A 12,641-nucleotide genomic window follows, 5' to 3' on the forward strand; every position below is an offset into this window, starting at 1 on the left:
GTGTGACGACGCTCGGCATCATCGGGGCGGGCAAGGCGGGCATGGTGCTCGCACGGCTCGCCGCGGCATCCGGATACCGTGTGTTGCTCGCCCGTTCGGGTGACCCGGCGTTCATCCCGCTGGGTGCGGCCGACCGCGAGGGTGGCATCACCGCGACCACGGTGGCGGATGCTGCGGAGCGGGCCGATCTCGTCGTGCTCGCGCTCCCCCTCAGCGCGCACCGCACGCTGCCGGTGTCGGCGCTGGCTGGCAAGACGGTCGTGGACGCAATGAACTACTGGTGGGAAACCGACGGCATCCGTCCCGACTTCGCTGACCCGCGCACCTCGTCGAGTGAGATCGTGCAGGCGTTCCTCCCCGAGTCGCGGGTTGTGAAGGCGTTCAATCACGTCGGGTACCACGACCTTGAAGATGAGCCGAGGCCGCCCGGCACGCCTGGACGCAAGGCGATTGCCTTCGCCGGCGACGACGCGGCAGCGAAGGTGGAAGTGGCACAGCTCATCGACGACCTCGGCTTCGATCCCGTCGACGCGGGCCCGCTCGCGGAGGGCATGCGCTTCGAACCCAACACGGAGCTCTTCGGCGCAGATGTCACCGCGACTGAGGTGCGAGCGATGTTGGCGCGCTTCCCGACGTCGGCGCGGGGGCAGGTGGTGGCGCGGGCGCGCGGACGTGGGGTTGACTGAGAGCAACGCAAGAGGGAGCACGATGTCTGACACCCAGGTGAGCGAACTGCTGGCCGAACTCGCGTCGCTCGAAGACCCGCGAGCGCGAGCGGTCAACGAGCGACACGGCGACGATCACGGGGTCAACCTGTCGAAACTGCGCGCGATCGCCAAGCGGCTGAAAGTCCAGCACGAGCTTGCGGTCGAGCTGTGGGCCACGGATGTCACGGTCGCCCGCCTTCTCGCCCTGCTTGTCTGCCGCCCGAAGCTCTACAGCGCTGGCGAACTCGACGCCATGCTGCGCGAGGCCCGGGCGCCGAAGGCACATGACTGGCTCGTGAACTATGTCGTCAAGAAGAACCCGCACGCCGACGAGCTTCGGCTCGCGTGGCTAGCGGATGCCGACCCGGTGGTGACGAGCGCCGGGTGGGCGCTCACGAGCGAGCGAGTGGTGAAACGGCCCGAGGGACTCGACCTGGCGGGGCTACTCGATACAATCGAGGCAGAGATGAAGGATGCCCCCGACCGGCTGCAGTGGGCGATGAACACGTGCCTCGCCCAGATTGGCATCACCCACCCCGAGTTCCGCGACCGGGCGGTCGCGATCGGCGAGCGCCTCGAAGTGCTCAAGGACTATCCGACGCCTCCAAACTGTACGTCGCCGTTCGCCCCGATCTGGATCGCGGAGATCGTGCGGCGCCAGGAGGCACCGTCAGCGCAGGTGTGACGCCCCGTTGAGGTCGACGACCGCGCCGGAGGCCCAGACGGCGGCGGGCGACGCGAGGTAGACGATCGTGTCGGCGATCTCCTCGGGGGTGCCGACCCGCCCGAAGGGGCTCTGGGCGCGCAGCTCGTCGCCGCGCTCCCCCGCGAGCTTCTCCTGCTGCCGCTCAGTCGCGACGAAGCCGGGGGCGACGGATGTCACGGCGATCCCGTGCGGCGCGAGCCGCTGTGAGATCGACTGCCCGAAGGCATGCAGGGCCGCTTTCGTCGCGCCGTAGGCGGCGTGGTCTGCCTCGCCGCGGTACGCGCCGCGGGAGCCGACGTTGACGATCGCGCCGGGAGCACCGCGCTCAATGAGGTGCCGCGCGAAGGCCCAGGTCACGTGGGCGGGCCCGAGCAGATTCGTGCGGGTCATCCTGTCCCACGCGTCGACCCAGGTGTTCCAGTCGCCTGCGTCGATTGGGTGGGCGTTGGCCGCGTCAGGGCCGACCGCGGCGTTGTTGACGAGCACATCGAGGGTGCCGAGCTCAGCGACGGCAGTGTCGACGATGTGGCGTGCCGCATCCGGCGTCGAGAGGTCTCCCCCGATGATCGTGTGCCCCTCGCCTGGCAGGAGGGCGAGGGTCTGCTCGGCGTCCTCGCGGGAACTGCCGTAGTGCGCAGCGACGCGACTGCCCGCCCGCGCGAAGGCGATCGCGGTAGCGCGACCGATGCCCCGTGAGGCTCCCGTGATGAGCACACCGCGGCCCGTGGCATCCGTCATTCTTCGCCCCTCGCGGATGCTCGCCATGACGCCGGTGGTGGCGCCGTATCCCCCGCGCTTCGAGGGTACATTGCGTGGGGTGTCGACGAGCAGTCGGGACTCGGTCGGTGCCTTCGGCTACCGCTGCATGAGCGCGTCGAGCCCAACCGCCATGGCGGCGGCGAGGCGAAAGTCGACGCGGGTGTCGGGCACGGTGACGGTGTATCGGTCGCGGAGGCTCATTTGCCGTTCGCTCGACATGACGAGCTGACCGGTGGCCTTGTCGGTGAAGTCGAAGTGGAACGCGAACGGGAGCTCGACGAAGCGGCGAATGATCGCGATGGCCTGGTTGCGCTCCTGCCCGTAGGCGTCAATGCCGGGGCCTGCGAGGTGAAAGCTGGAGCGCAGCAGGCTCGCCCCGAAGTCTTTCTGGAACCACCCGATGGCGGCGCCGGATGCGTCAAACACGTCGTAGACGGCGGCGAGGTCGAGCGCCTGGCGTGCCTTGAACGAGAAGACGGGCTGCGTGCGGGCTTCGTCCGCATAGAACGTGACCTGCTCCTTGAAGGCCATGCGTTTCTGCTGCGCGATCGCGATCACGACGCCTTCGCTGCCGTCGGGATTGGCTGCGCGGATCTCGTAGCGGTTCACCATCATGGTGATCTTTTGCTTGACGAAGAACTGCGGGCGGTGGTCGACGCCGCCAGCGGGCGTCGCGGACGGGGTAGCGGATGCGTCGGTCACCCGTACAGTATGGCGGCAGCTTCCCACAGATCTACAGCGCGGAGATCGCGCGCCACCAGCAGTGAAACTGCCGGGCCGAGTTCATCTAGCGGCTCTTGCGCGTCTCGCGATCGTTGGCCTTCTGGATCGCGTCGACGAGCTCGTCCTTGTTCATGCGCGAGCGGCCGGGCACGTCGAGGCGCTTGGCGACGTCGTAGAGGTGCTTCTTGGTCGCGTTGGCATCGACGCCCCCCTTCGTCTCGCCCTTTGAGCCGCGCCCGCCCGCTGCCTTCTTGTCGGAGGGGCCACTCGATGACTTCTTCTCCCAGTGGTCGCCGACCTTCTCATACTCGTGCTTGAGCGCCGAGAACGCGGTGCGGTGGGCGCGTTCGCCCTCGCCGTAGCTTTCGACGGCCGAGTCGTGGGCCTTGATCCAAATCTCCTGCGCGTGCTTCGGCGAGCGCTCAAGGGTCGAGGGAAGTTCCTTTGCTCCGGGCATCCGTGTCCTCCTTGGTCGTTGTGTTGCGACGGTAGGAGCGTGACCTCTGTATTGCCCGAACGTCTCACAGCTCTGTCGTCGGCCGCGTGATCACAGTGCCCCCGTGCTTGGCGCTCGGCGGCGAGGTGCTTGGCGAACCGATGGCTAGACTGCACGCGTGCCCCGCGAGCGTTCCTCGGCCGACGAGCCCACCCTCGATGACGCTGAGCGCATTCCCGACGTTGCCCCGAGGCACACGCCCGTCTGGGCGTTCCTCTCCGCAGCGCTGCTCGCGCTCGAGGCGTGGCTGCGTTCGCACGGCGGCAAGAAGCTGCAGTACAGCATCCGTGCCTTCTGGGCCATGGTCGGGGTCGCGGGCCTCGTGCTCACGTTCGGGCCCGTCATCAACAAGCCCATGGAGCTTGACGACATCACCTCCTCGGCATCCTCCGCGACCGAGACGTGGATCGCCCGCAAGTTCGACGTCGATTACACGATCACGCGCGCACCCGACGGCACCGTGCGCGCCGAGGTGGTCGAGACGATCGACGCGCTCTTTCCCGAGGACGTGCGCGAGCGCGGCATCGAACGCGTGCTCGCCACGAACTACCAGGGGCACGATCTCGCGCCCAGCGACATCCGTGCGACCCTCGACGGCGCCCCCATCGAGGTGGGGCGCAGCGCGACGCCCGACCAGCTTCGGCTCTCGATCATGAGCGAGCAGGAACTGACGGGCGACCACCAGTACGTGCTCGAGTACACGCTGCACCATCTGGCTTACCAGACGACGGATGAGGCCTCGGGTGCGCCGATCGACATGCTCGAGTGGGACGTGTTCGGGCCGTCGTGGCCGCAGGGTTTCGCGGCGCTCGACGTGACGGTCACGCTGCCGGAGGAACTCGACGAGCGACTGCTGCGGCAGCCGCGTGGCGGGCTCGCGTGGACGCTCCTGGCGGCGAGCGACTGGATCGAGGCAGAGGCGGATGCCCCGCCCGGCACCGCGGTCTACAACTTCACCAACGAGCAGAACATGCCACCGCACTCGAACGCGTGGTTCACCATGCCCTTCGAGGCCGAGACCTTCACGATGCCGCCGAAGTCCACCCTCTGGTGGGTGCAGACCTTCGGTCCGCTCGCGCCGCTGGCCTTCCTCGCGGTCACACTCCTGTTCGCGCTCGCGGCCCGGGCGGTCGCCTGGAGCGATGAGCGCGGGCGCCCTTGGTTCACCGCGCAGGCTGAGCCGCCGCGCGAGGTCTCGCCGCGTCTCGCCGCGCAGATCCTGCGCGCACCTCGCACGATGGAACTCGCGGAGGCGCTGGAGAGTCGCAGTCGGGTGCGCGTCGCGCAGGTTGCGCGGCGGGCCGGCCGCGTCGGCGACCTGCCGCGGGCGCTGACGCGATACCTACGCGCGGGGGAACGCCGTGAGCAACTCAGAAGGGGGCTGCGGCGCATCCCGCATGGCTTCGTGCGCGACCTCTTCATCGCCGCACCCACCGCCCTGACGATCGTGCAGTGGGGACTCGTGCGCCAGCTCTCGCACCAGGCGACGCTCGCGATCGTGTGGTGGCCCGTCGCGTTCGTGCTCGTGTCGTCCGCGATCGCACTCATCGTGCTCGCAATCGCGCTCTCGGCACGGCCGCTCACGAAGGAAGGCGCGCTCATTCGGCAGCACCTGCTCGGCATCGAGGCCTATGCCGAGCGCACGCAGCTCCTCGACCGCACGACGACACGCGACAGGCTGCTCCCCTACGTCGTGCTCTTCGGCGCTCCCCGTGCGACCGCACGCCGGGTGGGCGAGCTTGCCGCGCAGGAGGCGACTGCTTCGGATGACGCGGCCGATCGCGAACCGGACCCCGAAGGCTACCTCTCCCCCACTCGCATCCTCGTGCGCCTGCTCGCCCTCGCACTCGTCGGCGGCTCGATCGCCATCGCGAGCACGATGACGAGCCCGTACAACTACGAGCCGGATGCCCTCATGTATGAGGGCGACCTGCCTGGAACCTGGGGCCACACGGTGCGCTCCTTTGAGGCGAGCGCCGAGTTGAGTCGCGGCGCGGATGACCGGGCCGTGCTCGAGGTGAGCCAGACGGCGCTCGTCGACTTCGACGACAGCATGCGGCATCCGCCCCAGTACATGCACCAGTGGCCGCGCGTGCACGATGGCCACGACCTCGGCCTCGAGATCGAGCGTGTGACAGTAGGCGGCAAGGCGGTGCCGTTCGACACAGGCATCGACGGGGACGACACCTACATCGTCACCCGCATGGTCGAAGTTGTGAGCGGTGAGCACGAGGTGCGTATCGACTACCGCTATACGTCCGCGGCGACAGCGGCGGATGCTGTCGGTGGCGACCGCGTCGACCGCGTGCGGTGGGCAGCACTGGTCGACGGTTGGGAGTACGACTACGGCTGGGACCCGGACGACGAACTCGAACCGTTCACGCTGGAACTGCGCATCCCGCAGGAGCTCGAAGGTCTCGTGCGTGACGGCGGCTGGCTGACGAAGGACCCCGACACCTCCGAGGTCGTGCGCGAGTGGATGGAGGCACCCATCCCCTTTGGCACCGTCGCACTCCTCGACCACTACGGGGACGACGCTCCCGAGCCGGGCAGCGTCACGGAGGACACGACGTCACGCGGCGAGGATGGCGCGCGGGTGCACCTGCTGGAACTCCGCCATGGCGAGCACGACAGCTACCCCTCGCGTCTCGGCTGGACCGACCTCGGCACGATCCTCGACTTCCCTGAGGGAACCTTCGCCGGACCCGACGCCTCGGCCCTCGACGACATCGAGGCGGAAAAGAACATGCCGACGGTGGTGGTCGGGGTGCTCTCCGTCATCGCGGTCGGACTCGGACTGCTCGCGCTCGCGAGGGGACCGCTCCGCGAGACGGCCCGCCGCCCAGGCCTGCTGCGGGACATGATCCGGTGGCTGGCCCCGGCCTCGGCGCTCGGGGCGCTCATCCTGTTCTTCTGGGCGAGCGCCGAAATGGCGAGTGATCATCCCGCGCTCGGCGTAATGGCGGTACCGACGCTCGCGGGGATTGCGGCGGCCGTGACGGGCCTGATCCTCACGCGGCGGCGCAAGAAGAAGTAAGCGCCGCCTCTCCCCCGCAGTTCCATGGTACGGCCGCAGTGGGGGCTTGCCGCAAGACCCCCTGCCTGGGGCAGGATCGTTCGCCGAGGCGAAGGGGATGCGATGCACGATGTGATTGTGGTCGGCGGCGGTCCGACCGGGGTGATGCTGGCGTGCGAGCTCGCACTGCAGGGTGTCGAGGCACTCGTACTGGAACGGGATGCCGAGCCGACCGAGATTGTGAGAGCCCTCGGGTTACACGTTCGCAGCATCGAGCTCATGGCGCAGCGCGGCCTGCTGGAGCGCATGCTCCCGCTCGGCCAGACATACCCGGTCGGCGGGTTCTTCGCGGGGCTGACGGCTCCCGCGCCTACGCTCGACACGGCACATCCCTATGTCTTGGGCATCCCACAGACGACCACGGAGCGCATCCTGCTCGAGCGGGCGGAGGAGCTCGGCGTCGAGCTACGGCGCGAGCGTGAGGTCGTCGGCCTGGGGCAGGACGACAACGGCGTGACGGTCGATTTCGCAGATGGCTCGTCGCTTCGAGCCCGCTACCTGGTCGGATGCGACGGTGGGCGCAGCCGGGTGCGCAGGATGCTTGGTGTCGACTTCGTCGGCGAGCCGAGCCGCAACGACACCCTCCTTGCCGAGGTGGCGCTCAGCGCACCGCTCGAGGAGATCATGGCGACTGTCGCCCAGGTTCGCGCGACGCAGCTTCGCTTCGGGGCGGGCCCGATCGGCGACGGCTACTTTCGCGTTGTGGCGCCGGCGCGTGAGGTGGCAAGCGATCGTTCGGTGCCGCCGAGCCTCGACGATCTCACAGCGGCGATGCGGGATGCCGCGGGCACCGACTTCGGCGCCCACTCGCCCCGCTGGCTCTCGCGCTTCGGTGACGGCACCCGACTCGCGGCGCGCTACCGCGTCGGCAGGGTGCTGCTCGCGGGAGACGCCGCACACGTGCACCCTCCCGTCGGCGGCCAGGGGCTCAACCTCGGGCTCCAGGATGCCGCCAACCTCGGGTGGAAACTCGCCGCCGAGGTGCTCGGCCAGGCGCCGGATGGGCTCCTCGACAGCTATGAGCGCGAACGGCGGCCCGTGGCATCCGCCGTGCTCGACAACACGCGCGCCCAGATGCACCTCATGTCGCTCGATCCGGGAGCCCAGGCGGTGCGCCGTCTCCTCGCGGAACTCATCGAGATCGACGAGGTCAACCGCAGGCTCACCGAGAAGGTCACGGGCGTCGATGTGCGCTATGAATCGGGCGAGCATCCGCTCATCGGCACCCACCTGCGCGACATGCCCCTGGGCGACGAGAGGCTCTACGAGCGGATGCACGGGGCGCGCGGCCTGCTCATCGACCCCTCGGGCCGGTACACCGTCGATGGTTGGCACGACCGCGTCGATCACGTTCCCGAGCGCTGCGATGAGCTCGACGCCCCGGCCGTGGTGCTGCGCCCAGACGGCTACGTCGCGTGGGCGGGCCACGACGTGGCTGAACTGCGAGAGCACCTCGGCCGCTGGTTCGGGGCGCCCGCCGCCTAAGCTCGGTTCGCGGCGAGCCGCGCCACGAATCCCGTCCGCCCGCTGAGGAAGGCGAGCAGCCACTCGAGGGGGCCCTGCCCGATCGTCTTCCTCCACACGGGGGCGACGACGAGCGTCACTGCCGTGAAGATCATCCAGGTCGTGGCATCCGGGCCCCACCCGGCCGGGTCGAGCACATACCAGGCGGCGAGCGCGAGCACGTGCGTCGTGTAGACCGTGAGGGGCATGGCGCCGGCTGCGGCGAGGGGATACAGGATGCGTCCGGCGATGCCGCCTGCGGTACCCGCCCGTGGCGACGTGATCCAGATCAGGACGGCGACGGTGAGTGCCGCGGCTCCGAGGGCCGAGAGTTGCAGGGCGAGAGCGGACGGCCACGACGAGGGTCCGCCGTCGGGATCGAGGGAGAGGGTGAGCGCGAGGCCCACGGCGAAGAACACCGCCCCGGCGATTACCATCGCCACCTGGGTTCTAGGGCGAAGCAGGTCGGCTCGGGCGAGGAGGTATCCGGCGATGATGGACGGGAGCCAGGTGACCATCGGGTAGGAGCCCGTGAGCACCCAACCGATCGCCTCAGCGCCGATCACCCCAAGCAGGCCGTCACCGACCGGAACCGTGCGCCCGACGCCTGCCAGGATCGCGATGTGTCCGGCCACCAGGAGCACGGCAGCGCCGGCCAGCAGCCATGCTGACGGCACGAAGAGCAGCGGCAGCATCAGGAGGAAGAGGATGCCCCACTCGTCGATCACGACACTGACGCCGGAGAAGAACGACTCCAGGAGCAGGCCGAGTGCCAGCAGCAGGATGCCGCGGATCGCAACCTGCCAATGCACACGGCCACGCGGAGTCCCTGCCACGAGCAGGCCGAGCGAGATGCCGCCAACGAGGGCGAAGAGCATCCGCGGTCGCGTGCCACCCGCAAGCTCGTCGAGCACGACGAACGCCCCCGTGGGCTCGCTGACTGAGACCGTGTGGGCGGTGAACATGCCCAGCACGGCGACACCTCGCGCGATATCGAGGCCCCGGATGCGCGTGTCGGCTGCTCGCATCGGGCGCGGCCAGCTACTCGCCGCTGCGAATCTTCTCGGCTGCCACAGGGTCGGAGTCGTCGAGGAACCTGGCCAGCCGCTCGACCTCATCCTCTTCGCCGATCGCGTCGGCGGCGCGCTGCAGGGCGAAGAGCGCCCGCAGCACCCCCCGGTTGGGTTCGTGCGACCACGGGATGGGGCCGTGGCCCTTCCAGCCTGAGCGGCGCAGCGCGTCGAGGCCGCGGTGGTAGCCGACCCGCGCGAAGGCATAGGACTCGAGGGTCTTGCCCTGCTCGTAGGCCTCATCGGCAAGGAGCGCCCACGCGAGGGACGAGGTGGGGTGTGCGAGGGCCACGTCGGCCGACGTGAAGTCGTCGTCGGCGACATCCTTCACAACATCAGGCTCTTCGGGCAGCAGGGTCGGCTCCGGGCCGAGCAGGTTCGTGGGCATGGGTCAACGGTAGCGCGCAGCCGACTCCGCACGGCTCTTGCGGTGGGAATCTTCAGTGGCGCGACCTACTCTCACGCATATGGACCACGAGTTCGGGGACGGCTACGAGTCAACCTTCCTGGCTACCAATGTGCCGCTGCCGCGACCCGAGCACGGACGCCGCGTAGCCGAGCTCCCCTACACGCACTTCACTGTCCTTCACGATCGGGAGCGACGCCTCGCGACCGCAACCGCCGTGAACATCGATGGCGCCAGTCTCGTGGAGGTCTCGCGGGGCGATGACTGGCACCTGGAGAGTCGCATCCCCGCCGATGAACAGGCCGGGCCTGCGCTCTATCGCAACAACGACCTCGATCGCGGGCACCTGGTGCGGCGCCGGGACCCTGTGTGGGGTGCTCAGGATGTTGCGCAGAGAGCAAACCTCGACACCTTCGCCTACACGAACGCCGCACCCCAGGCATCCGGTTTCAACCAGTCGAAGCTCCTCTGACTTGGCCTCGAGGATCACGTATTGGAGCACGCGCGGGCCCACTCGCTGCGCCTGACGGTGTTCACGGGGCCAGTGCTCGCAGATGCAGACCCGCTCTATCGGGGCGTGCAGATTCCGCTGGCGTTCTGGAAGATCGCCATCTGGTCGGATGCGGCCGGGGCGCTCGCGGCGGCCGGCTTTCTCCTTGAACAGGGCGCCGAGCTCGATGGTGTCGACCTGCAGGAGGCGTTCCACCGTGCTGAGGCGAGCGAGGCGACTCCCCCGCTGGGACCGTTCCGCACCTTCCAGGTGCCGATCCGGGACATCGAGCGGCTGACGCAGGTGGCGATTTGCTCGACGTCACAGAGTTCGGTGCCGACCCGGCGCCCGAGTCCGGTGATGATGCTGCGGCGATCCGAGACGCGATCGCGGCGGCAGATTCGGGCGACGAGGTCGTGCTTCCACCGGGCACCTACGATCTGAAGTCCACCCACCCGAATGACGACTCGGCGAACCTCCTGCTCCGCAGCGGAGTTCACCTGCGCGGCGCCGGCGCGAGCAAGACCGTGCTCGTCACGTCGTTCGATGGCGACGACGACAGCCGCGTCATCCGGGGTGCCGGTGTCACCGACGTCATCGTGGCTGACCTCACCATTACGTCGCGCCACGACGGCCCCCTCGCCGACGACCCGAACGACGCGGATGCTGGGGGCGGCCCAATGTATGGCATCCATCTCGGCCCGCGCGACGGCCGACCCAGCAGCCACATGCTCGTCGAGCACGTGCGTGTCGAGCGGTTCGAGCGGCACGGAATCTCGGCGAAGGCGACGCGTGAGGTGACCCTCGCCGACAACCACCTGGCGGATGCCACGGGCGTCGGGCCGGGCGGACGTGGCTACGGAATCGCCATCGAGGGCACGGCAGACCAGCGCGATCCTCGGGCCGAAGACGATTCCCGGCACAACTTCGTGGTCGGTAACAGGGCCGGGAATGCGCTCGGCAACTCCGGCGGCAAGAAGCACAAGCACGACGCGAGCGGCGAACACAACTGGGTACACGGGAACACACTGAAAAACAACGAGCGGGGGATCCTCGTCATCCTCGGCACCCCCGACACGGTGGTGGAGGACAACGACATCACGGCTGGAGATGAGTCGATGGTCGGGATCGAAGTGCGGAACGGGCCCGGAACGATCATCCGCAACAACAGGATCAGCGGCGGCGAGGGCGACTTCTGGGCGATACGGCTGCGAGAGGATGACGGAGCCGACGGCCGAGGCAGAGGCGTGCCGCGTGCTGTTGCGGTGACCGACAACAGGATTCAGCGCTCCCCGAATGGCATCCGTATCGATGCCGGTGACGACATCGAGCTGGCCGACAACCGGCTCAGTGACATCGGCGACACGAAGGTGCGGGGCTCCGACAGCGTCGACTGAGGATGGCGGTAGTGTGACCGGCATCCGAGCCGGTGAACGAGTGGAAGAGAGACGCACTGTGGCTGCGAAGGAACCCGCGATGTCGCCATCCAACATGCCCGTTGCGGAGGCGCTCGAGCGTGCAACGGGGCCGCGCCGCGCCGAGGCCGAAGAGCTTCTCGCGCTCCACAGAGAAGTCAGCGGACACGAGCCCGTCGTCTGGGCAGGCCGGATCGTCGGCTTCGGGGAGTACGAGTACCGCTACGAGAGCGGCCATGGCGGACGGGCGCCTGAACTCGCCTTCGCGACGGGCACCAAGCACACCATCTACCTCGAGCGGGACTTCGCCCAACAGTGGCCGGACCTGTTGGAGAGGCTCGGCCCGCACCGCGCCAGCACGGCATGCCTCTATCTCACCCGCCTCACCGGGGTGGACCGGGACGTGCTTCGAGAGCTCCTCGAGCGCTCACTCGCTGCGACCCGGGAGTGACAGGCGCCTCCAATGGACCTCACCGCGACGGATGCCCGGCGACAGCGCTGGCACACCCAACTGTTGGGCGGTTCGTCGCTCACCCCCGCCGAAGTCGTGCGGCGTGCCGTGGCCCTGCAGGGACAGGACCTCCCCGGCGTGCTGCGGGCGATCGCTATCCGCTCGCGTGCGGAGACGACACTCGCCGACGTGCGCGCGGCGTTCGATGCGGGAGAACTCGTGCGCTCGTGGCCCATGCGCGGCACCCTCTTCGCGACCACGCCCGAGCAGCTGGCCGCCCTGCTGCACTTCTGCTGACCCTCTCCCCCGCGCACGAACCAGCTGACCCCGATGCGGCGCTCGCCGCGGTGGTGCGCGGCTACGTCTCGGCGAGGGGGCCCGTGACGGAGGCTGACCTGGCGTGGTGGACGAAACTGCCGCTCGGCGTGCTGCGCCGCGCCGTGGCATCCGTCGACGACCTGGTCACCGTCTCGGTGGACGGCGCGACCGCATGGATGATCGGCGAAGCGACGTCGGCGGAAGCGAGCGGGGTCACGCTCGTGCCGGCCTTTGACGAGTGGATCCTCGGCTACGCAGACCGCTCGCTCGTCGCGAGCCCGCGGATGCTCGCGGCGCTCGTCCCCGGAAACAACGGCGTGTTCCGCCCCGCAGTCCTGGTCGACGGCGTCGTCGTGGGGACCTGGCGGATGCCGCGCGACAAGCAGCCCGTCGTCGACATCGTCGAGAACGTGCCGGCGCGAACGCGAAGCGCGATCGACGCCGCCGTCGCTTCGTGGCCGCACGGGTAGCCTTGAGACGCGACGACTGGAGGATGCAATCACCCCGCACGAGAACCGAAC

The 12,641-nt window shown here is 68.9% G+C and carries 13 protein-coding genes and 1 pseudogene; 9 read left to right on the top strand and 5 right to left on the bottom strand.

Annotated elements, in window-relative coordinates:
* Positions 1-2 precede the first annotated feature (2 nt).
* Positions 3-686 (top strand): NADPH-dependent F420 reductase, encoded by a 684-nt coding sequence (locus ACIQK7_RS12860; protein WP_403025515.1) that lies wholly within the window; start codon positions 3-5, stop codon positions 684-686.
* A 22-nt stretch (positions 687-708) separates the two neighbouring features.
* Positions 709-1,392 (top strand): DNA alkylation repair protein, encoded by a 684-nt coding sequence (locus ACIQK7_RS12865; protein ID WP_403025518.1) that lies wholly within the window; start codon positions 709-711, stop codon positions 1,390-1,392.
* Here ACIQK7_RS12865 and ACIQK7_RS12870 read toward each other — a convergent pair.
* The 3 genes from ACIQK7_RS12870 to ACIQK7_RS12880 all read right to left on the bottom strand — a co-directional run bounded on the left by ACIQK7_RS12870 (position 1,378) and on the right by ACIQK7_RS12880 (position 3,352).
* Positions 1,378-2,151, bottom strand: a complete 774-nt coding sequence (locus tag ACIQK7_RS12870; RefSeq protein WP_403025520.1) for an SDR family NAD(P)-dependent oxidoreductase — start codon at positions 2,149-2,151, stop codon at positions 1,378-1,380. The genes ACIQK7_RS12865 and ACIQK7_RS12870 overlap by 15 nt on opposite strands.
* 117 nt (positions 2,152-2,268) lie before the next feature.
* Positions 2,269-2,874, bottom strand: a complete 606-nt coding sequence (locus ACIQK7_RS12875) for a hypothetical protein (protein ID WP_403025522.1) — start codon at positions 2,872-2,874, stop codon at positions 2,269-2,271.
* An 85-nt stretch (positions 2,875-2,959) separates the two neighbouring features.
* Positions 2,960-3,352: a ChaB family protein gene (locus ACIQK7_RS12880; protein WP_403025523.1), complete on the bottom strand. Its 393-nt coding sequence runs from the start codon at positions 3,350-3,352 to the stop codon at positions 2,960-2,962.
* A gap of 157 nt (positions 3,353-3,509) precedes the next feature.
* On the opposite strand from ACIQK7_RS12880, the gene ACIQK7_RS12885 reads away from it, so the two are divergent.
* Entirely contained in the window at positions 3,510-6,428 is a 2,919-nt protein-coding gene (locus ACIQK7_RS12885; protein ID WP_403025526.1) for a DUF2207 domain-containing protein, read from the top strand.
* Between the two features lie 102 nt (positions 6,429-6,530).
* The gene (locus ACIQK7_RS12890; protein ID WP_403025528.1) at positions 6,531-7,952 is read left to right on the top strand and encodes an FAD-dependent monooxygenase; all 1,422 of its coding nucleotides are present in this window, start codon (positions 6,531-6,533) and stop codon (positions 7,950-7,952) included.
* Here the strand turns inward: ACIQK7_RS12890 and ACIQK7_RS12895 are convergent.
* Complete coding sequence (locus ACIQK7_RS12895) at positions 7,949-8,998, bottom strand: DUF418 domain-containing protein (protein ID WP_403025530.1); 1,050 nt, start codon at positions 8,996-8,998, stop codon at positions 7,949-7,951. The two genes, ACIQK7_RS12890 and ACIQK7_RS12895, sit on opposite strands and share 4 nt — an antisense overlap.
* A 13-nt stretch (positions 8,999-9,011) precedes the next feature.
* Positions 9,012-9,428 (bottom strand): DUF3151 domain-containing protein, encoded by a 417-nt coding sequence (locus ACIQK7_RS12900; protein WP_403025533.1) that lies wholly within the window; start codon positions 9,426-9,428, stop codon positions 9,012-9,014.
* 79 nt (positions 9,429-9,507) lie between these two features.
* On the opposite strand from ACIQK7_RS12900, the pseudogene ACIQK7_RS12905 reads away from it, so the two are divergent.
* From ACIQK7_RS12905 to ACIQK7_RS12925, 5 genes and pseudogenes are all read left to right on the top strand, one after another.
* Positions 9,508-10,200, top strand: a pseudogene (locus tag ACIQK7_RS12905) (DNA/RNA non-specific endonuclease); the annotation flags it as partial.
* Positions 10,201-10,247: 47 nt separating this feature from the next.
* On the top strand, positions 10,248-11,333 hold the full coding sequence (locus tag ACIQK7_RS12910; protein WP_403025536.1) for a right-handed parallel beta-helix repeat-containing protein: 1,086 nt from the start codon (positions 10,248-10,250) through the stop codon (positions 11,331-11,333).
* Between the two features lie 79 nt (positions 11,334-11,412).
* On the top strand, positions 11,413-11,802 hold the full coding sequence (locus ACIQK7_RS12915; RefSeq protein ID WP_403025539.1) for a DUF1801 domain-containing protein: 390 nt from the start codon (positions 11,413-11,415) through the stop codon (positions 11,800-11,802).
* A gap of 12 nt (positions 11,803-11,814) precedes the next feature.
* Positions 11,815-12,099 (top strand): DNA glycosylase AlkZ-like family protein, encoded by a 285-nt coding sequence (locus tag ACIQK7_RS12920; protein WP_403025541.1) that lies wholly within the window; start codon positions 11,815-11,817, stop codon positions 12,097-12,099.
* The gene (locus tag ACIQK7_RS12925; protein ID WP_403025544.1) at positions 12,030-12,590 is read left to right on the top strand and encodes a DNA glycosylase AlkZ-like family protein; all 561 of its coding nucleotides are present in this window, start codon (positions 12,030-12,032) and stop codon (positions 12,588-12,590) included. The genes ACIQK7_RS12920 and ACIQK7_RS12925 overlap by 70 nt, the downstream gene beginning before the upstream one ends.
* Positions 12,591-12,641: the final 51 nt, after the last annotated feature.

The organism is Salinibacterium sp. GXW1014, assembly GCF_044769865.1.
GTDB lineage: Bacteria > Actinomycetota > Actinomycetes > Actinomycetales > Microbacteriaceae > Homoserinimonas.